Below are 18,228 nucleotides of genomic sequence, written 5' to 3'. Positions count from 1 at the left end.
CCGGCCTCCCTCACCCGCCTCAGGTCAGGCGATTCCCGCCTCCTTCATCTGGCGCAACTCCTTCTTCAGCTCTCCCACTTCGTCGCGGAGCCGGGCCGCCACCTCGAACTGGAGCTCCGCCGCCGCGGCCCGCATCCGCTCGGTCATCTCCTCGATGATCGCGGCCAGTTCCGTCGCGGGACGGTCGCCGAGCTCGACCGTGGAGCCCTGCTTCCCGCCCTTGGCACGGCCCTTGGTGCCGTGCGCGGCGAGCGAGGGCACGGGCGCCTTGGCGGCCTTCCCCTCCTTGCCCTGGCGGTAGCCGGAGCCGAGCAGCTCCTCGGTGTCGACCTCCTCGCGCGCGATGGTCGCGACGATGTCGTTGATCTTCTTGCGGAGCGGCTGCGGGTCGATGCCGTGCGCCGTGTTGTACGCGACCTGCTTCTCGCGGCGGCGGTTGGTCTCGTCGATGGCCTGCTCCATCGCCGGGGTGATCCGGTCCGCGTACATGTGGACCTCGCCGGAGACGTTGCGCGCGGCACGGCCGATCGTCTGGATGAGGGAGGTGCCGGAGCGCAGGAAGCCCTGCTTGTCGGCGTCCAGGATGGCGACGAGGGACACCTCGGGGAGGTCGAGGCCCTCGCGGAGCAGGTTGATGCCGACGAGGACGTCGTACTCGCCGGCGCGCAGTTCGCGCAGCAGCTCGATGCGGCGCAGGGTGTCGACGTCGCTGTGCAGGTAGCGCACCTGGATGCCGAGCTCCAGGAAGTAGTCCGTGAGGTCCTCGGCCATCTTCTTGGTGAGGGTGGTGACGAGGACGCGCTCGTCCCGCTCGGTGCGCAGCCTGATCTCGTGGACCAGGTCGTCGATCTGGCCCTCGGTCGGCTTGACGACGACCTCGGGGTCGACGAGGCCGGTGGGGCGGATGATCTGCTCGACGAAGCCGTCGCCGCGCGAGAGCTCGTACGTCCCCGGGGTCGCGGAGAGGTAGACGGTCTGGCCGATCCGCTCCTGGAACTCCTCCCACTTCAGCGGGCGGTTGTCGAGGGCGGAGGGGAGCCGGAAGCCGTGGTCGACGAGGGTCCGCTTGCGGGAGGCGTCGCCCTCGTACATGGCGCCGATCTGGGGCACGGTGACGTGCGACTCGTCGATGACGAGCAGGAAGTCCTCGGGGAAGTAGTCGAGGAGGGTGTTGGGCGCGGAGCCGGGCTCGCGGCCGTCGAAGTGCATCGAGTAGTTCTCGATGCCCGAGCAGGAGCCGATCTGGCGCATCATCTCGATGTCGTACGTGGTGCGCATGCGCAGGCGCTGGGACTCCAGGTGCTTGCCCTGCTTGTCGAGTTCGGCGAGCCGGGTCTCCAGCTCGCGCTCGATGTCGTTGACCGCGCGCTCCATGCGCTCGGGGCCCGCCACGTAGTGGCTGGCGGGGAAGACGTACAGCTCGCGGTCCTCGCTGATGACCTCGCCGGTGAGCGGGTGGAGGGTGGAGAGGGCCTCGATCTCGTCGCCGAACATCTCGATGCGGACGGCGAGCTCCTCGTACACCGGGAAGATCTCGATGGTGTCGCCGCGGACCCGGAAGGTGCCGCGGGTGAACGCGAGGTCGTTGCGCGTGTACTGGATGTCGACGAAGCGGCGGAGCAGCTGGTCGCGGTCGACCTCCTCGCCGACCTTGAGCGGGACCATCCGGTCCACGTACTCCTGGGGCGTGCCGAGGCCGTAGATGCAGGAGACGGAGGCGACCACGACGACGTCCCTGCGGGTGAGCAGGGAGTTGGTCGCGGAGTGGCGCAGCCGCTCGACCTCCTCGTTGATGGAGGAGTCCTTCTCGATGTACGTGTCCGACTGGGGGACGTACGCCTCGGGCTGGTAGTAGTCGTAGTACGAGACGAAGTACTCCACCGCGTTGTTCGGCAGGAGCTCGCGGAACTCGTTGGCCAGCTGGGCGGCCAGCGTCTTGTTCGGCGCCATCACCAGGGTGGGGCGCTGGAGCTTCTCGATCATCCACGCGGTCGTGGCCGACTTGCCGGTGCCGGTGGCACCGAGCAGCACGACGTCCTTCTCGCCCGCGCGGATGCGCCGCTCGAGCTCGGCGATCGCGGTGGGCTGGTCGCCGCTGGGCTGGTAGGAGCTGACGACCTCGAAGGGCGCCACCGAACGTTCGATCTTGGAAACGGGCCGCATGCAACCACCGTACGACCCGCCACTGACAGTCGGGTGGTGATCGGCGCGGCGCCGGGCCGGAAGGGCCGGGCACCGGGCTCGTATCAGACCTGCGGAAGGCCTGCGGAAGGCCTGCGGAAGGCCCGCGTCACCAGTCCTGGGAGCGGTGGCCGCCCCGCGGGGCGGCCCTGCGGGCGCCGCGGCCTGCGGGCCGTCCCGTCCAGTTGGCGGGCTCGCCGTAGGACGGGGTGTGGCGCGGGGCGGGCACGCCCGGGCGGTGCACGCTCTGGGCGGCGGGGCGCTGCCAGTCCGGGTCGCCCATCACGAGCAGCGGGTCGAACATGACGACCACGGCGGCGAGGATGAGGAAGACCGCCGGGCCGATCAGCATCGGCAGGAGGAGCGAGGTCGCGGTGTCGCCGCGGCCCGGCACGGCCGCGGCGCCCTGGAGGTGGACGCTGACGGCGGACATGGCGGTGTAGTGCATGCCGCTGACGGCGACGCCCATCACCAGGCTGGCGCCGAGGCTGGCCAGGAAGCCGTGGACGGAGACGGCCGCCCAGAGGGCCGCCGTGGCGGCGACGACGGCGATGACCACGGAGAGGGCGACGGTCGTCGTGTCGTACTCGACGCGGCCGTGCAGACGCATTCCGGCCATGCCGAGGTAGTGCATGGTGGCGACGCCGAGGCCGGTGATGGTGCCGCCGGTGACGAGGGTCAGGGCGGTCGCGCCGCGGTAGCCGACGATGAAGATCCCGATGCCGACCATGACGACGGCGACGCCCAGGCTGGCGAAGGTGATGGGCCGGTCGTAGGTGACGGGCGCCTGCTGGACCGAGAAGCCCATCATGGCGATGAAGTGCATGGTCCAGATGCCGGTGCCGATGGAGGTGGCGCCGAGGGCGAGCCAGCCGGCCTTGAAGGTGTCGTGGTGCCGGAGGGACCGGGTGGTGCACCGCAGCCCGAGAGCGCCGCCGAGACAGGCCATGATGAAAGCGGCCACCGGGGTGACGAGCCCGTAGCTGAATCCGTCGACCGTGCCCTGCATGAGCGTGTGTCCTCCACCCCTGGTGCCCCGTCGTCCGAGAACAGTCGGTACCGCTGGGTAGTACTACCGGGGCGAGATTATGGCGCGCCGGGGGCCCGGCGACCACGTGACCGGGGAATTTCCGCTCGTGAGACCGGAGTGAGACCGGCACGTGATCTTGGACGGGACCTTCGTGCCGTTTTCGTCCCGCCGTTCCGTGCCGGGTTGTCAGTGGCGGGTCGTACCGTGGGCGGCATGGAGATCGAAGCGGAGCCGACGGGCGTCGAGTGGGCGGTGGTGCCGAGCGACATCGGTCCGCTCTTCCTCGCCGCGACCGGCCGGGGGCTGGTGCGGGTCGAGTTCCACGCCGACGCGGCGCGGCGGGAGCGGATGCTCGACCGTCTCGCCGGGCAGCTGGGCACGGAGCCGGTGGAGTGCGCCACGGGGCTGCTCGCGGAGCCGGTGCGGCAGCTCGACGCGTACTTCGCGGGCGCCGCGGGCGCCTTCGACCTCCCGCTGGACTGGAGCCTGACGACCGGGTTCAACCGACAGGTGCTGCGCGAGCTGGCGACCGGCGTGCCGTACGGCACGGTCGTGGGGTACGGGGAGCTGGCGCGGCGCGTCGGGCAGCCGGGTGCGGCCCAGGCGGTCGGCACGGCGATGGGCGCCAACCCGCTGCCCGTGGTGGTGCCGTGCCACCGGGTGGTGGAGAGCGACGGCGGGCTCGGCGGGTTCGGCGGCGGCCTGGAGACCAAGAGACAGCTGCTCGCCCTGGAGGGCGTCCTGCCCGCGCCGCTGTTCTGACCGGGGCCGGACTCGCCGTTCCCACCATGTGGGACGACTGGCACACTCTCGTAAGTGACCCACACGCCCGACACTCCTGACGTCGCCCTGTCCGATCGCATATCCCGCCCCGTGGCCGAGGCCGAGCTCCCCGCGCTGCGCCGCCGGATCCAGATCGTCCTGATCGTCACCCAGATCCTCGGCGGTCTCGGCATCGCCATCGGCGTCGCCCTCGCGGCCGTCCTGGCCAGGGACGTCAGCGGCACGGAGGCGCTGTCCGGGCTCGCCTCGACCGCGACCGTCGCGGGCCCCGCGCTGCTCGCCATGCCCCTGGCCGCCCTGATGGCCTCGCGCGGCCGCCGGGCGGGGCTCGTGCTCGCCTACCTCCTCGGGGCGCTCGGCGCCGGCGTGGTGGTGCTCGGCGCGGCCGTCGGCAGCTTCCCGCTGCTCCTCGTCGGACTCGTCGGCTTCGGCGCGGGCTCCTCCGCCAACCTCGCCGCCCGCTTCGCCGCCGCCGACCTCGCCGAGCCGGACCACCGGGCCCGGGCGATCTCGACCGTGGTGTGGGCGACCACGATCGGCGCGGTCCTCGGTCCGAACATCGCCGCGCCTGCCGGGAAGAGCGTCTCCGGCCTCGGCATCCCCGCGACGGCGGGCCCCTTCGTGTGGGCCGCCGGCGTCTTCGTCGTCTCGGCGGTCGTGGTCGCGCTGCTCCTGCGCCCCGACCCGCTCCTCACCGCCCGCGCGCTCGCCGCCTCCGAGACCGGCGCACGGCCGGAGGGCCGTTCCCTGCGCGCGGGGCTGCGGGCGGTACGGGAGTCCTCGCGGGCCCGGCTCGCCCTGGTCACGGTGGCCGTCACGCACACCGCGATGGTCTCGATCATGTCGATGACCCCGGTGGCGCTCACGCACCACGGCGCGGACATCCAGCTGATCGGCCTTGTGATCAGCGGACACATCGCGGGCATGTACGCGTTCTCGCCCCTGATGGGCTGGCTCTCCGACCGGCTCGGCAGGCTGTCGGTGATCGGGCTCGCGGTGGGCCTCATCGGCGTGGCGGCGCTGGTCGCGGGCACGGCCGGGTCGAGCCATGGACAGACCGCCCTGGGCCTCTTCCTGCTCGGCCTCGGCTGGTCGGCCGGGCTGGTGTCCGGGTCGGCGCTGCTCACGGACTCGGTGCCGCAGGAGGCGCGGGCCGCGGTCCAGGGCCTCTCCGACTTCGTGATGAACACGGCCGCCGGTCTGGGCGGGCTGGCGGCGGGCCTGATCGTCTCGCAGGCGGGCTACGGGCCGCTCACGGCGGTGGCCGCGTGCCTGCTGCTGCCGATGGCCGCGCTCGCCGTGCGCGGCGCGGTCCGCGCGGCCTGACGTACGCGTGGGGGGCGCGGGCAGACGGCCCCCCACACACAGGGTCCTCAGAGGCTGATGTGGTACGCCTTGCGCAGGGTCTCGTGCACGGTCCAGGTCGTCTGGTCGCCCTCGCGCAGGACGCAGGCGTCGCCGGGGCCGATCTCCAGGGTGTCCCCGCCCGCGACCGCGACGGTCGCGCGGCCGCTGATCACCACGAAGAGCTCGTTCGCCTCGGTGTCGGTGACGACGCCGGGCGTGATCTGCCAGATGCCGCGCAGCTGCTTGCCGTCGGCGGACTCCCACAGCACCTTGCCGGTCACCTCCGGCGTGCCGGAGATGATCTGGTCGGGGTCGAGGGGCTCGACTTCGAGCTCGGCGTCGGGGATGTGCACGACGAAGGACGGCAGGTCATGAGTGGTCATGGGCGGTGACTGTAGCCGGGGCCCTGGGCGGTCAGAAGACCGGTATCCGCTGGACGGAAGCCCTCCGCTTCGCCTCCCACCAGGGCACTTGTCCGAACGTGAGGACGGCGACGGATTCCGCACCACGCCCCCGCCGGGGCCTGCCGGGGTCCCGCCGCCGCGACGCCCGCCGGACCCCGGACGCCGTCACGGATTCCGTACCCCCGGTTCCCGTGTGGCAGGAGCTCGCCACCGAGGTTTGCGGGGTCCGTGGCCGCGCCAGGAATGGGACATGTCCACACAGGTGTCCGAAGAGGTACGGGAGGCGCTCCACGAGGGCCGTCCCGTCGTCGCGCTGGAATCGACGATCATCGCCCACGGCCTGCCGCGCCCGCGCAACCTCGCCGTGGCCCTGGAGCTCGAAGCGCTCGTACGGGCCGGGGGCGCCGTCCCCGCCACCGTCGCGGTGGTCGACGGCACCGCCAGGGTCGGCCTGGACCGGGCGGCGCTGACCCGGATCGCGGAGGACCCGGCGGTACGGAAGCTGGGGCACCGCGACCTCGCCCCGGCCGTGGCGGCGGGAGTGACGGGGGCGACGACGGTCTCGGCGACGGCCTGGCTCGCGGACGCCGCGGGCATACGGGTCTTCGCGACCGGCGGCCTCGGCGGCGTCCACCGGGAGTGGAGCGAGACCCAGGACGAGTCCGCCGACCTCCGCCTGCTCGCCGAGGTCGGGATCACCGTGGTGTGCGCCGGGGTGAAGTCGATCCTCGACGTGCCGGCGACCCTGCAGCGCCTGGAGACCCTCGGGGTGACGGTCGTCGGGTACGGCACGGAGCACTTCCCCGGGTTCTACCTCTCCTCCTCCGGAGAGCCCGTCGACTGGACCCTGCGCTCCCCGGCGGAGGTGGCCGGGGTGATACGCGCGCGGGACGCGCTCGGCGGACCGGGAGCGGCGCTCGTCGTGGCCAACCCGGTCCCGGAGGCGGAGCAGCTGGACCCCGCCCTCCACGACCGGGTCCTCGCGCGCGGCCTCGCGGAGGCGAGGGAGAAGGCGATCACGGGGCAGGCGGTGACGCCGTTCCTGCTCGAATACCTGACGGTGCACACGGAAGGGGCCTCCCTGGAGGCGAACCTCGCGGCGGTACGGGGCAACGTGCGGCTCGCGGCGGAGATCGCGGGCGCCTACGCCGCGCGGCCGGGACGGTGAGCCCGCAACCGGGTGCGCTGCTCGTCGTCGGGGACGTGGTGACGGACGTCGTCGCCCGGCACCGTACGCCCCTGGCGTCCGCGACGGACACGGCGGCGGAGATCCGGACCCTGCCGGGCGGCGCGGGGGCGAACGCGGCCTGCTGGGCGGCGCGTTCGGGCCACTGCGAGGTGCGGCTCCTCGGCCGGGTCGGGACGGACGCGGCCGCGTGGCACGAGCGGGCGCTGCGGCGGGCGGGCGTGCGCCCGCTGCTCGTGGCGGACCCGGAGGCGGCGACGGCCACGGTGATCGCGCTCGTCGACGCCTCCGCGGAGCGGACCTTCCTCACCGACAGCGGCGCCGCGCTGCGCCTCTCCCCCGCCGACTGGTCGCCCGACCTGCTCGACGGGATCGCCGCGCTGCACCTGTCCGGCTACCTGTTCTTCGCCCCGCCCAGCCGGGAGACGGCCCTGCGGGCGCTGCGGGACGCGGGCGACGCGGGTGTTCCGGTGAGCGTCGACCCGGCGTCCGCCGGATTCCTCGCGGAGCTGGGGACGGACCGGTTCCTGGCGGCGACGGCCGGGGCCGCCGCCCTGCTGCCCAACGCCGACGAGGCGCGGATGCTGGCCGGGGGCCGCGAACCGGCGGCGGCCGCCGCCGAGCTGAGCCGACGTCACCCCCTGGTCGTCGTCACCCTCGGAGCGGCCGGCGCCGTGGTGGCCGAGGGCGGCGCGGTGACGGCGCGGGTGACGGCGCCGCCGGTGCCGCAGGAGCTCCGGGTGGACTCCACGGGCGCGGGCGACGCGTTCACGGGCGCCTTCCTCGCGGCCCGGATCGCGGGCGCGGACGCCGCGGAGGCCGCGGAGGCGGGATGCCGGGCGGGCGCGGAGGCGGTCACACTCGTCGGCGGAAGACCCGGCGACGACCGCTAGCGGGGCAGTCCCGTCCACGCCGGGTGGCGCGGGTCGTCGGCGCGTACGACGACGTCGGCGGCGTCGGCCGGGTCGACCTCCGTCTCGTACCGGGCGAAGGCGGGCAGCGTCCAGGTCTCCTCGGTGCGCCGGGCGAGCGCGCCGGGCGAGAGCCGCAGGTGCGCGGTGAGGTCGAAGGGGAACCAGCGGCCGAGGAGGAACGGGCCGTGCAGCACCAGCACCCCGCCGGGCGGCAGCGTGACGTAGGGGCTGCGGGTCGCCCGGTCCGTGGCCGGGTCCCACAGGTCGGGAAGGACGCGCCCGGTCCCGCCGGGCTCCAGCGGCCCGAAGACCTCGCGCCACAGGGCCCCGGTGTCGGTCCAGCCGTCGTAGTACGCGTCCGGGTCCTGCTTCCCGTACTCGTACCGCAGCGAGGCCGGCCGCAGGAACCCCCCGGTCCCGGCCAGATGGACGGCGCGCCCGCGCGCCCGGAGCGCCTCGGCCAGCAGGGCGGCGAGTTCGCCGCCGGGCGCGGCGGGCGCCCCGTCGACGCCGACCTTCAGCCACGGACCGCCGTCGGACGGCGTCGCCGCCTCCAGGAACCCGGCGAGCGCCTCGGCCAGTCGCTCCCAGCTGATCGCCTCGTATCGCATCCCACTCATCCGCCCATCCTGCCCGGCGCCCCGCCCGTCGGCGCCACCTCGGGACTTGACCTTGCCACTGGCGTCACGGTTCGACCATCGACCCCATGGACACCACCACACCCACCAGGGTCGTCGTCGTCACGGGCGCGGGCACCGGCATCGGCCGGGCCACCGCGCGCGCCTTCGCCGTGAAGGGAGCGACGGTCGTCGCCGTCGGGCGCAGGAGCGAGCCGCTGCGCGAGGCGGCCGAAGGCCACCCGGGCATCCACCCGTTCGTCGCCGACGTGACGGCCGAGGGCGCCCCCGAGGAGATCGTCGGGTCCGCCCTGGCCGCGTACGGCCGCCTCGACGTGCTCGTCAACAACGCCGGCGTCGCCGCCGGCGGCCCGCTCGGCACGCTCGACCGCTCCGTCATCGCCCCGCTCCTGGAGACCAACCTCGTCGCCCCGGTCCTCCTCACGCAGGCCGCCGTTCCGGCGCTCAAGGAGTCCCGGGGCGTCGTGGTGAACGTGTCGACGACGGTCGGCCAGCGCGGCTGGCCCGGCAACTCCGTGTATCCGGCGACCAAGAGCGCCGTGGAGACCCTGACCCGTTGCTGGGCGGTGGAGCTCGCGCCCGACGGCGTACGGGTGGTGGCGGTCGCGCCCGGCGCGATCGAGACCCCGATCGCGGAGCACATGGGCCTCTCCCCCGCGCGGCGCGAGGCGCTGCGGGCCTGGCAGCTCGCCCACACCCCGCTCGGCCGCCTCGGCAGGCCCGAGGACGTGGCCTGGGCGATCACCGCGCTCGCCGAGCCCGACGCGGCCTTCCTCACCGGCACCGTCCTGCCGGTCGACGGCGGCGCGCTGGTCACGTGATACGACTGCGCGAGGAGGTGGCGCCCTTGCGCATCGGTGAACTGGCCCGGCGGACCGGGGTGTCACCCTGCGCGCTGCGCCACTACGAGCAGGCGGGACTGGTCGCGTCGGCCCGGGCGGCCAACGGCTACCGGGTGTACGAGGAGGGCGCCGTCGCGCGGGTCGCGAACATCCGGTACCTGCTGGACGCGGGGCTCACGCTGGACGACGTGTCGGCGTTCCGCTCGTGCCTCGACGGCGACATGCGGTCCGCCGCGCCGTCGGCGCGGGGGCTGGAGATCGCCCGCGAGCGGCTCGCCGTCATCGACGCGCGGATCGCGGCGCAGACGGCGGCCCGCGACCGCCTCGCGGCGAGCCTGGCGGGCGCCGGACTCTGAGAGCCGTCCGCGCTCACGCCTTCCCGGCGGCCTCACGCGCGAGTTCGGCCGACGACACGGGTCCGGCCGGTGCCCGTTCCGTCGGTACGGGTTCCGCCGATGCGAGTCCCGCCGGTACGAGTTCGGCGCGCCCCTCCCCGATCGCCTCGGCGAGGGTCAGCGCCCCCTCGGCGAGGGCACGGCAGGTCGCCCCGTCGGTACGCAGATGGGTGTCGGCCCCGACCCCGTCGCCGCCGTACCGCCCGTCCCCGTACTCCACCGCCCCGTCCTCGCCGACGCGGACGTGGAACTCCCCCTCGTCCAGGGTCAGCTGGACCACGCCCGCGCCCAGTTCGGCGAGCGCGTCGAGGAGCGGGATGGCGTACCAGTGCGCGCGGACGGCGTCGGTCGGCCGGGGCTCGCCCAGGTCGGGCGCGCCCCACGCGGCGAGCGAGCGCAGGACGGGCAGGAGGTCGCGGCCGCGCGGCGTGAGCTCGTACACGAACGCCGAGGCGGGCGGCGGGAGTCGGCGGCGGGTGACGAGAGCGGCGCTCTCCATGTCCTTGAGGCGGCCGGCGAGCATGTCCGTGCTGACGCCTGGCAGGTCGGCGTGGAGGTCGGTGTAGCGGCGCGGCCCGGCGAGGAGTTCACGGACGACGAGCAGCGTCCAGCGATCGCCGACGAGGTCGAGGGCGCGCGCGGCGGCGCAGTGCTGGTCGTAGCTGCGGCGGCGTGGCTGACGTGGCATGCGACGCAGTCTAGACATGTTGTTGGACTTTCCAAGCTCTAACTTGGTAAAACCAAGCAACACAAAACCGACGGGGACCTTGGGGAGATCCGACATGGAGTTCCGGCAGTCGAGCAAGCTCAGCGAGGTCTGCTACGAGATCCGCGGCCCGGTGATCGAACACGCCAACGCGCTGGAGGAGGCGGGCCACAGCGTCCTGCGCCTCAACACCGGCAACCCCGCGCTCTTCGGCTTCGAGGCGCCCGAGGAGATCGTCCAGGACATGATCCGGATGCTCCCCAAGGCCCACGGCTACACCGACTCGCGCGGCATCCTCTCCGCCCGCCGCGCGGTCGCCCAGCGCTACCAGTCGATGGGCCTGCCGGACGTGGACGTCGACGACGTCTTCCTCGGCAACGGCGTGTCCGAGCTGATCTCCATGGCCGTCCAGGCCCTCCTGGAGGACGGCGACCAGGTCCTCGTCCCCGCCCCCGACTACCCGCTGTGGACGGCCGTGGTCACGCTCGCGGGCGGTAAGCCCGTGCACTACCTGTGCGACGAGTCCGCCGACTGGTACCCGGACCTCGACGACATGGCGTCGAAGATCACCGACCGCACCAAGGCGATCGTCGTCATCAACCCGAACAACCCCACCGGCGCCGTCTACCCGAAGGAGATCCTGGAGGGCATCTTCGAACTCGCCCGGCGCCATGGCCTGATGGTCTTCGCCGACGAGATCTACGACCAGATCGTCTACGACGACGCCGTCCACCACCCGGCCGCCACGCTCGCCCCCGACCTGGTCGTCCTCACCTTCGGCGGCCTCTCCAAGACCTACCGGGTGGCCGGCTTCCGCTCCGGCTGGCTGGTCGTCAGCGGTCCCCGGCAGCACGCGCGGAACTACCTGGAGGGGCTCACGATGCTCGCCTCCATGCGGCTCTGCCCCAACGCCCCCGCCCAGTACGCCATCCAGGCCGCGCTCGGCGGCCGGCAGTCCATCCACGAACTGACCGCCCCGGGCGGCCGGCTGCGCGAACAGCGCGACCGGGCCTGGGAGAAGCTCAACGAGATCCCGGGCGTCTCCTGCGTGAAGCCCAAGGGCGCGCTGTACGCCTTCCCGCGCCTCGACCCCGCCGTGCACAAGATCCACGACGACGAGAAGTTCGTCCTCGACCTCCTGCTCCGCGAGAAGATCCAGGTCGTCCAGGGCACGGGCTTCAACTGGCCGCGCCCGGACCACTTCCGCATCCTGACCCTGCCGTACGCCGACGACCTCGACGCCGCGATCAGCCGCATCGGCCGCTTCCTGAGCAGCTACCGCCAGTGACGTCCGGCGCCGTCTCCCCGAAGCTGCCATGATCTTCGCGTCCGGAGGATCCTCCGGTCCACATACGGGCATGACACAAGGGCATCGCACGGGGAGACGGGGAGGGCAGCCGGCCATGGATGTGGCGCTGATAGCCGTGATGGGAACGCTGTTGGGTGTGATCGCCACCCACTACTTCCAGGCCAGGGCCGCCGAACGGACGGCGGCGCTCGCCCGGACCGAACAGCTCCGCCAGGAACGGATCTCGACCTACAGCGCTTTCGCGGGCGCTGTCGTCGACTACCGCCACAGCCAGAACGACCGGTGGTTCCGCGCCGCCGCGAACCCCGGATCCGAGGAGGCGGAGGCGTCACGCCACGCCTCCTACCGGCAGCGCACCGCCGCCCGGCAGGCACTCTTCCGCGTCCAGCTGGTCTGCGACGACCCGGAGACCCGGCGCCTCGCCGAGGCCGCCTTCGTGGACTCCCACTGCATGCACGAGGCCGTCGACGAAGCGGACCGCGCACGCCGGTCCGCGCAGGCGAAGGAAGCCCTCGACACGTTCATCGCCGCCGCCGCGCCCGGCGTCCGCTGAGGCGCCACCGGAGAGAGGACCGGACATGGACCTCGTCGCACCCGTCGTCGTCGAACCACTGCGCCGCCGCCGGTGCTCGGAGTGCCACCGGGGGCCGATGCAGCGGATGATCGTCGAGTTCAACGCCCTGGTCTGCCTGGACTGCGCCGACCTCGGACACCTGGTCTTCCTGCGCCGGGGCGACACCGCGCTCACCCGGCGGGCCCGGGAGGGCAGCACCCTCTGGGCCGTGGTCCTCCGCCACAACCGGCGCCGGACGCGGTACGAGCGTCAGGGACTGCTCGTCGAGGAGGCGGCGCTCGCCCGGGCCGAGGCGGCCTGTCTGGCGGACGCGGAGGCGCGTGCCCGGCGGCGGGCGCGGGACGCGGCCCGGCGGGCCGCACTCGACGCCGAGATCACCGCGGCCCTGAGGGCGGAGGTGCTGCGGCTCTTCCCGTCCTGCCCCGTCGACCGTGCCACGGAGATCTCGGAGCACGCGTCGGCGAAGGGCAGCGGACGGGTGGGGCGCACGGCCGCCGGCCGGGCCCTCGACCGGGGCGCCGTCACCGCCGCGGTCCGCGCCTCGGTACGGCATGTCGACACGCCGTACGACACCCTGCTGATGCAGGGGGTTCCCCGGCACCAGGCCCGGACACGGGTCGCGCCCACCATCGAGGCGGTGCTCAGGACCTGGCGCGCCGAGGCCGGGGGCGCGTACGGCCGGGGGCGCGGCTGACGGCGCCGGGAACACCGGGGGCGCCCACGGCGCTGACGGCTCGGACGTCAGCGCACGTCGGACGCGCCCGTGCGGCGCGCGAGCGGGACCGTCAGGCCTGGTCCCCGGCGCGGCGGGCGCGACGGTACATCAGCGCGCCGCCGAGCAGCAGCGCGGCGCTCGCCGAGGCGGCGTAGCCGACGGTGTCCGAGCCGGTGGAGGCCAGGGCGACCGAGCGGGACTCGCCCTGCGGGGCGGGCGCCGGAGCCGGTACGGGGGCGGGCGCCGGGGTGGGCGTCTCGGTCTCCTCGGCCTGCGGGACCGGCACGTTCCTGACGGGCGTCTGCGGGCGCGGCGTCGGGATCTCGACCGGCTGCTCGGGCTTCGCGGGGCCGTTCACCGCGGTGTTGCCCACGGCCGGGTTGCCGATGCCGACGACGTTGACCGAGTTGCCGCTGACGTTGACGGGGAGGTCGATCGGCAGCTGGATGCCGTTGCCGGAGAGGAGGCCGGGCGAGCCCTTGACCTCGGTCTCCGCCGTGGCACCGCCGCCGTTGGACGAACCGCCGTGCGCGGAGCCGTTGTCGGAGGAGCCGCCCCCGCCCTGCTCGCCGCCGCGCGGGGTGCCGGGCAGGTCCTTGTGCGCGCGGTCGCCGCCGCGCTCCTCGCCGTACCCACCGGACTCGGGCGCGGACGAGGTGTTGGCACACGTGTTGCCCGCCGCCGGGTTGAGCAGCCCGACGACGTTGACCGTGTTGCCACAGAGGTTGACCGGGACGTGCACGGGCAGCTGGATCGTGTTGCCGGAGATCACTCCCGGCGAACCGACCGCGGCGCCCTGCGCGCCCGCGTCGGCGTGCGCGGCGCCCGCCGAGAGCGCGAGCGCTCCGCCCGTGACCATCAGAGTGGCCAGACCACTTCGGCGAATCTGCCTCATGGCTTCCTGCCTTCCGGAGATGTGCACGGGCAAGTGCCCGTACCGGAATAAACGCGACGAACGCGGTTGCCGGATCCGGCCGTTGGCGTGATTCACCCCTTCGAGTGGAGTGCCGTTCGGGTGTCGGAGCGTCCCTCGACTCAGCGTCCCAGGAGGTCCGTGAGGGCACCGACCGGGTCGGGGTCGGGGGCTCCGCGCGGCCACCAGTCCTCGCGTCCCGCGTCCGACTCGTAGCCGTACCAGAGTCCGTCCCGGCCCAGCCTGAGCTGGAGCGATTCGGTGGAGAGCTGGTTGCGCCACGGCCGGAACGCGGGAAAGTCGGCGGCGAGCAGCGCGGGTCTGGCCCGGTCGAACGGACCCGCCGGCGGGTCCCAGGGCTCCTCCAGTACGGCGAGGCCGGCGGCACCGCCCTGCCGCCAGGCGGCGACGGCACGGGCCAGTTCCGTGGGGCTGCGGTCGAGCGCGTACGCCAGGTCGCGGTAGAGCGCACGCGTCGAGGCGGTGAGCCCCGAGCCGGGGTGCGCGGCGGCGAGCCGTACCGCGTCCTGCCAGGGGGTGAGCTCGGCGACCGCGTCGTACCCGCTCGCGAGGAAGGCGTGGGCGCGGACGGCGGCCTCGCTCGCGAGGAGGTCGAGCGCGAGCGGGTCGGGCGCCTCGGGGTCGGGCGGGAAGACGGCCGGGCGGCCGGGCCTGTCCGGGACCGGCAGCTCGGGGGGCAGCGGCGGGAGCCCGGACCCGCCGGCCGTGGCGAGCGCGACGCGGGCGGAGACCGTCGCCATCGGCGGGGCGGTGGCGGTCGTCTCGGCGGCGGACGCCGCCGCGTTCCGCCGGGTGAGCTCGGCGAGCAGCTCCTGCTCGCCGCGGCCGCGCATCAGGAAGAGGACGAACGGGTCCTCGTCCAGGAGCCTCGCCGCCTGGTAGCAGAGGGCGGCCGCGTGCTTGCAGGGGTAGCCGTCGTCCGGGCAGGAGCAGTCCGGGACGAGGTCGCCGGGTGCGGGCAGCAGTCCCGCGACCGCCTCCAGGGCGTGCGGCACGTCCTTGTCGAGCAGGGCCGCGATGTGCTCGGGCCGGGCGGTGGCCTCGTCGAGGAACCGCTCCCAGCCGTCGTCGCCGAGGGTCCGCATCCTGAGCTCGGTGCGGTACGGCCGGGGGCGGGTGCCGTGCACGTAGGCGACGACCCGGCCGGGGGTGACGGTGATCGCGTCGACGTGCCCGCGTCCCGCGTACGCCTTCCCGCGCGCGAGACGGGCCGGGTCGAGGGCGGTGTCCTCCAGGGCCTCCACCCAGGCGTTGCCCCACCAGGTGGCGGCGAACCCGCCGTCGGGCGCCTTCCTCGGCGCCACCGGCGGGAAGGTGCGGCGGCGGTCGTCGTGGCGGGGGCCTGCCCCGCGCGTGGGGCGTGGCGGGGTCACGCGGACCTCCTCAGGGACACCAGGTCGGCCAGCTCCCGGTCGGTCAGTTCGGTGAGCGCGGCCTCGCCCGAGCCGAGGACGGCGTCGGCCAGGGCCCGCTTGGCACGGAGCATCTCGGCGATGCGGTCCTCGACCGTGCCCTCGGCGACGAGCCGGTGGACCTGCACCGGCTGGGTCTGTCCGATCCGGTAGGCCCGGTCGGTGGCCTGCTCCTCGACGGCCGGGTTCCACCAGCGGTCGTAGTGGACGACGTGTCCGGCTCGGGTGAGGTTGAGGCCGGTGCCTGCGGCCTTGAGGGAGAGCAGGAAGACGGGGACCTCCCCGTCCTGGAAGCGGTCGACCATCCGCTCGCGCTCGGCCACCGGCGTGCCGCCGTGGAGCAGTTGGGCGGGAACGCCGCGTGCCGCCAGGTGGTCGGCGAGGAGCCTGGCCATCGTCACGTACTGGGTGAAGACGAGCACGGACCCGTCCTCGGCCAGGATCGTGTCGAGCAGCTCGTCGAGCAGGGCGAGCTTCCCGGAGCGGCCGGCGAGCCGGGCGGTGCCGCCGCCGCGCGGGGCCTGCTCCTTGAGGTACTGCGCGGGGTGGTTGCAGATCTGCTTGAGGGAGGTCAGCAGCTTCATCACGAGCCCGCGGCGGGCCATGCCCTCGGCGCCCTCGATCTGCGTCATCGTCTCGCGGACGACCGCCTCGTACAGCGAGGCCTGTTCCCGGGTGAGGGAGACGGGGTGGTCGGACTCGGTCTTGGGCGGCAGCTCGGGGGCGATGCCCGGGTCGGACTTGCGGCGGCGCAGCAGGAACGGCCGCACGAGCCGGGCGAGCCGCTCGACGGCCTGCTCGTGCTCGATCTCCTCGTTGTTCTCCACGGCCCTCGCGTGGCGGGCACGGAAGGCCTTGAGGGGGCCGAGGAGACCGGGGGTTGTCCAGTCGAGGAGCGCCCAGAGTTCGGAGAGGTTGTTCTCGACGGGGGTGCCGGTCAGGGCGACGCGTGCGGGGGTGGGGATCTCGCGCAGCGCCTTCGCGGTCGCGGAGAACGGGTTCTTGACGTGCTGCGCCTCGTCGGCGACGACCATCCCCCACTCCCGCGCGGCGAGTTGGGCGACGCTCGTGCGCAGGGTGCCGTAGGTGGTGAGGACGAACCCGCCGTCGACGCCGTCGAGGCCCCGGTCCGCGCCGTGGAAGCGGCGCACGGGGGTGCCCGGAGCGAACTTCTCGATCTCCCGCTGCCAGTTGCCGAGGAGGGAGGCGGGGCAGACGACGAGGGTCGGGGCGCGGCGGGCGCGGCGCAGGTGGAGGGCGATCAGGGTGACGGTCTTGCCGAGGCCCATGTCGTCGGCGAGGCAGCCGCCGAGGCCGAGCGAGCTCATCAGGTCGAGCCAGGCGAGGCCGCGGAGCTGGTAGTCGCGGAGGGTGGCGGTCAGGCCGGGCGGCGCCTGCACGGCCTCGGGGCCGGCCATGAGCCGGTCGCGGAGGGCGGCGAGCGCCCCGACGGGAACGGCGGGAACGGTCTCCCCGTCCACCTCGGCCGTGCCGGTGAGGGCGACGGCGAGGGCGTCGACGGGCTCCAGGAGGCCCAGTTCCCGCTTGCGGGCCTTGCGGACGAGGGCGGGGTCGACCACGACCCACTGGTCGCGCAGGCGCACGACCGGCCGGTGGGCCTCGGCCAGGAGGTCCATCTCCCGGTCGGTGAGCGGGTCCCCGTCCAGGGCGAGCTGCCAGTTGAACCGCAGCAGCTCCTCGCTGTCGAAGAAGGACGTGCCGTCGGTGGCCGAGCCCGGGGCGGCGGTGGCGGGGCGGACGACGGCGGAGGCGCTGAGCGAGCGGGCGAGCTCGCGCGGCCAGTGGAGGGCGACCCCGGCGTCGGCGAGCCGGGCCGCGGCGGGGCCGAGGAGCTCGTACAGCTCGTCCTCGGTGACGGCGAGGACGTCGGGCACGTCCCGCTCCAGGAGCCGCGCGAGCGGCGGCCAGACGCGGGCCGCCCTGCGCAGGGCGAGGACCGCGTCGATCCGCGCGCGCGGCCCGAAGTGCTCGCCCTCGCCGGCCCAGAGGTCGTGTGCGTCGATGACGAGGGTCGGGTCGGCGAGGCTGTGGATCTGGAGGATCGCGGCGGCCGCCTGACGCAGCTCGCCGCCCTCCTCGCCCGCGGCGGTGTCGGCGATGTCGAAGAGCTCGTACCCCGACAGGTCGAGGCGGAGCGAGACCCGCACGCCCGCGTCCATCCCGGCGGCGGCCTCCGCCGCCCAGGCACGCGCGCGCGGCAGGTGCTGCGGCTCGCGGGCGGCGAACGGCGCGCCGACGGCGTACGCCGCGGCGGGGGTACGCGGCAGGGTGTCGGCGACCGCGTCGAGGAACGCGCGGACGAGGGCCTCGGGCTCGGGCAGCCGCAACGGGCCCCGGCCGGGCACGGGCACGGCGTGGGCCTCGTACGGCATGGCCGCGGCGACGGCCCGCAGGTGGGCGATGTCCTCGGCGTCCAGCGGCCCGGCCCGCCAGGCGTCCATGGACTCGGCGGTCAGGCCGGGCAGCAGCCTGCCGCGGGCGGTCAGCTGGAGGGCGTGCAGGGCGGCGGCGCCCCAGCAGGCGGTGGCGGGGTGCGCGGCCGGGTGGTGGCGGGCCGCGACGAGACGGGGCAGGGCGGAGACGACGGGAAGGGTGACGGCGGGGACGGTCCTGGCGCGCGCCCCGCTGCCGTGCTTCCTGGCGACGGTCAGTTCGACCCGCTCGGCGCCGTCCGCCAGGGTGCCGTCCACCGAGGCCACGGGGTCGGGAAGGGGGCTCCCGTCGGGCGCCCAGAAGGCGACGCGGCCCTCGCGCGGCAGGGCGGCCGGGAGGAAGACGGCGGCGCTCGCGATCCAGCTCAGGGGCATTCCCCGCTCTCCTCCCCGTGTGCGGCGGGC

At 74.3% G+C, this 18,228-nt stretch carries 17 protein-coding genes; 9 read left to right on the top strand and 8 right to left on the bottom strand.

Annotated elements, in window-relative coordinates:
- Positions 1 to 24: 24 nt before the first annotated feature.
- Positions 25 to 2,163 carry an excinuclease ABC subunit UvrB gene (uvrB, locus tag ACFC0Z_RS23365; RefSeq protein WP_376441142.1) on the bottom strand — a complete coding sequence of 713 codons (2,139 nt, stop codon included), beginning with the start codon at positions 2,161 to 2,163 and terminating at the stop codon, positions 25 to 27.
- A gap of 127 nt (positions 2,164 to 2,290) precedes the next feature.
- Positions 2,291 to 3,190: an MHYT domain-containing protein gene (locus tag ACFC0Z_RS23360; protein WP_376441139.1), complete on the bottom strand. Its 900-nt coding sequence runs from the start codon at positions 3,188 to 3,190 to the stop codon at positions 2,291 to 2,293.
- Positions 3,191 to 3,424: 234 nt separating this feature from the next.
- Here ACFC0Z_RS23360 and ACFC0Z_RS23355 point away from each other — a divergent pair, with 234 nt between their 5' ends.
- Both ACFC0Z_RS23355 and ACFC0Z_RS23350 read left to right on the top strand, forming a co-directional pair.
- Positions 3,425 to 3,973 (top strand): methylated-DNA--[protein]-cysteine S-methyltransferase, encoded by a 549-nt coding sequence (locus ACFC0Z_RS23355; RefSeq protein ID WP_376441136.1) that lies wholly within the window; start codon positions 3,425 to 3,427, stop codon positions 3,971 to 3,973.
- A gap of 54 nt (positions 3,974 to 4,027) precedes the next feature.
- Entirely contained in the window at positions 4,028 to 5,320 is a 1,293-nt protein-coding gene (locus ACFC0Z_RS23350) for an MFS transporter (protein WP_376441134.1), read from the top strand.
- Positions 5,321 to 5,367: 47 nt separating this feature from the next.
- Here the strand turns inward: ACFC0Z_RS23350 and ACFC0Z_RS23345 are convergent, their stop codons facing one another.
- Positions 5,368 to 5,724, bottom strand: a complete 357-nt coding sequence (locus ACFC0Z_RS23345) for a cupin domain-containing protein (protein ID WP_376441131.1) — start codon at positions 5,722 to 5,724, stop codon at positions 5,368 to 5,370.
- Between the two features lie 271 nt (positions 5,725 to 5,995).
- On the opposite strand from ACFC0Z_RS23345, the gene ACFC0Z_RS23340 reads away from it, so the two are divergent.
- Together ACFC0Z_RS23340 and ACFC0Z_RS23335 are read left to right on the top strand one after the other, a co-directional pair.
- On the top strand, positions 5,996 to 6,913 hold the full coding sequence (locus ACFC0Z_RS23340) for a pseudouridine-5'-phosphate glycosidase (protein WP_376441128.1): 918 nt from the start codon (positions 5,996 to 5,998) through the stop codon (positions 6,911 to 6,913).
- A complete protein-coding gene (locus ACFC0Z_RS23335; protein ID WP_376441125.1) occupies positions 6,910 to 7,824 on the top strand; it encodes a carbohydrate kinase family protein in 915 nt (304 codons plus the stop codon). Before ACFC0Z_RS23340 ends, ACFC0Z_RS23335 begins: the two co-directional genes overlap by 4 nt.
- Here ACFC0Z_RS23335 and ACFC0Z_RS23330 read toward each other — a convergent pair.
- On the bottom strand, positions 7,821 to 8,456 hold the full coding sequence (locus tag ACFC0Z_RS23330) for a uridine kinase (protein ID WP_376441316.1): 636 nt from the start codon (positions 8,454 to 8,456) through the stop codon (positions 7,821 to 7,823). The two genes, ACFC0Z_RS23335 and ACFC0Z_RS23330, sit on opposite strands and share 4 nt — an antisense overlap.
- A gap of 95 nt (positions 8,457 to 8,551) precedes the next feature.
- Between ACFC0Z_RS23330 and ACFC0Z_RS23325 the strand changes: the two genes are divergently transcribed.
- The gene (locus ACFC0Z_RS23325) at positions 8,552 to 9,304 is read left to right on the top strand and encodes an SDR family NAD(P)-dependent oxidoreductase (RefSeq protein WP_376441122.1); all 753 of its coding nucleotides are present in this window, start codon (positions 8,552 to 8,554) and stop codon (positions 9,302 to 9,304) included.
- A gap of 26 nt (positions 9,305 to 9,330) precedes the next feature.
- Positions 9,331 to 9,681, top strand: a complete 351-nt coding sequence (locus ACFC0Z_RS23320; RefSeq protein WP_376441119.1) for a MerR family transcriptional regulator — start codon at positions 9,331 to 9,333, stop codon at positions 9,679 to 9,681.
- 13 nt (positions 9,682 to 9,694) lie between these two features.
- Here the strand turns inward: ACFC0Z_RS23320 and ACFC0Z_RS23315 are convergent, their stop codons facing one another.
- Entirely contained in the window at positions 9,695 to 10,408 is a 714-nt protein-coding gene (locus ACFC0Z_RS23315; protein ID WP_376441116.1) for a winged helix-turn-helix transcriptional regulator, read from the bottom strand.
- Between the two features lie 94 nt (positions 10,409 to 10,502).
- On the opposite strand from ACFC0Z_RS23315, the gene ACFC0Z_RS23310 reads away from it, so the two are divergent.
- From ACFC0Z_RS23310 to ACFC0Z_RS23300, 3 genes are all read left to right on the top strand, one after another.
- Positions 10,503 to 11,714, top strand: coding sequence for a pyridoxal phosphate-dependent aminotransferase (locus tag ACFC0Z_RS23310; protein WP_376441114.1), 1,212 nt, complete (start codon positions 10,503 to 10,505; stop codon positions 11,712 to 11,714).
- Between the two features lie 115 nt (positions 11,715 to 11,829).
- The gene (locus ACFC0Z_RS23305; RefSeq protein ID WP_376441111.1) at positions 11,830 to 12,288 is read left to right on the top strand and encodes a hypothetical protein; all 459 of its coding nucleotides are present in this window, start codon (positions 11,830 to 11,832) and stop codon (positions 12,286 to 12,288) included.
- Positions 12,289 to 12,313: 25 nt separating this feature from the next.
- On the top strand, positions 12,314 to 13,003 hold the full coding sequence (locus ACFC0Z_RS23300; RefSeq protein ID WP_376441108.1) for a DUF2293 domain-containing protein: 690 nt from the start codon (positions 12,314 to 12,316) through the stop codon (positions 13,001 to 13,003).
- Positions 13,004 to 13,094: 91 nt separating this feature from the next.
- Here the strand turns inward: ACFC0Z_RS23300 and ACFC0Z_RS23295 are convergent, their stop codons facing one another.
- From ACFC0Z_RS23295 to ACFC0Z_RS23285, 3 genes are all read right to left on the bottom strand, one after another.
- Entirely contained in the window at positions 13,095 to 13,919 is an 825-nt protein-coding gene (locus tag ACFC0Z_RS23295) for a chaplin (protein WP_376441106.1), read from the bottom strand.
- A 140-nt stretch (positions 13,920 to 14,059) separates the two neighbouring features.
- A complete protein-coding gene (locus ACFC0Z_RS23290; protein ID WP_376441104.1) occupies positions 14,060 to 15,331 on the bottom strand; it encodes an SWIM zinc finger family protein in 1,272 nt (423 codons plus the stop codon).
- The gene (locus ACFC0Z_RS23285; RefSeq protein ID WP_376441101.1) at positions 15,328 to 18,198 is read right to left on the bottom strand and encodes a DEAD/DEAH box helicase; all 2,871 of its coding nucleotides are present in this window, start codon (positions 18,196 to 18,198) and stop codon (positions 15,328 to 15,330) included. The genes ACFC0Z_RS23290 and ACFC0Z_RS23285 overlap by 4 nt, the downstream gene beginning before the upstream one ends.
- Between the last annotated feature and the right edge of the window lie 30 nt (positions 18,199 to 18,228).

This window comes from Streptomyces sp. NPDC056144, from assembly GCF_042264145.1.
In the GTDB taxonomy this organism is placed as follows: Bacteria; Actinomycetota; Actinomycetes; order Streptomycetales; family Streptomycetaceae; genus Streptomyces.
This window is presented reverse-complemented; position numbering and strand designations above follow the sequence as displayed.

Coding starts and splice junctions, on each gene's coding strand:
- ACFC0Z_RS23325 (WP_376441122.1), top strand. CDS start 8,552: ATGGACACCACCACACCCACCAGGGTCGTCGTCGTCACGGGCGCGGGC.
- ACFC0Z_RS23300 (WP_376441108.1), top strand. CDS start 12,314: ATGGACCTCGTCGCACCCGTCGTCGTCGAACCACTGCGCCGCCGCCGG.
- ACFC0Z_RS23295 (WP_376441106.1), bottom strand. CDS start 13,919: ATGAGGCAGATTCGCCGAAGTGGTCTGGCCACTCTGATGGTCACGGGC.
- ACFC0Z_RS23285 (WP_376441101.1), bottom strand. CDS start 18,198: ATGCCCCTGAGCTGGATCGCGAGCGCCGCCGTCTTCCTCCCGGCCGCC.
- ACFC0Z_RS23355 (WP_376441136.1), top strand. CDS start 3,425: ATGGAGATCGAAGCGGAGCCGACGGGCGTCGAGTGGGCGGTGGTGCCG.
- ACFC0Z_RS23305 (WP_376441111.1), top strand. CDS start 11,830: ATGGATGTGGCGCTGATAGCCGTGATGGGAACGCTGTTGGGTGTGATC.
- ACFC0Z_RS23340 (WP_376441128.1), top strand. CDS start 5,996: ATGTCCACACAGGTGTCCGAAGAGGTACGGGAGGCGCTCCACGAGGGC.
- uvrB (WP_376441142.1), bottom strand. CDS start 2,163: ATGCGGCCCGTTTCCAAGATCGAACGTTCGGTGGCGCCCTTCGAGGTC.
- ACFC0Z_RS23310 (WP_376441114.1), top strand. CDS start 10,503: ATGGAGTTCCGGCAGTCGAGCAAGCTCAGCGAGGTCTGCTACGAGATC.
- ACFC0Z_RS23345 (WP_376441131.1), bottom strand. CDS start 5,724: ATGACCACTCATGACCTGCCGTCCTTCGTCGTGCACATCCCCGACGCC.
- ACFC0Z_RS23315 (WP_376441116.1), bottom strand. CDS start 10,408: ATGCCACGTCAGCCACGCCGCCGCAGCTACGACCAGCACTGCGCCGCC.
- ACFC0Z_RS23330 (WP_376441316.1), bottom strand. CDS start 8,456: ATGCGATACGAGGCGATCAGCTGGGAGCGACTGGCCGAGGCGCTCGCC.
- ACFC0Z_RS23360 (WP_376441139.1), bottom strand. CDS start 3,190: ATGCAGGGCACGGTCGACGGATTCAGCTACGGGCTCGTCACCCCGGTG.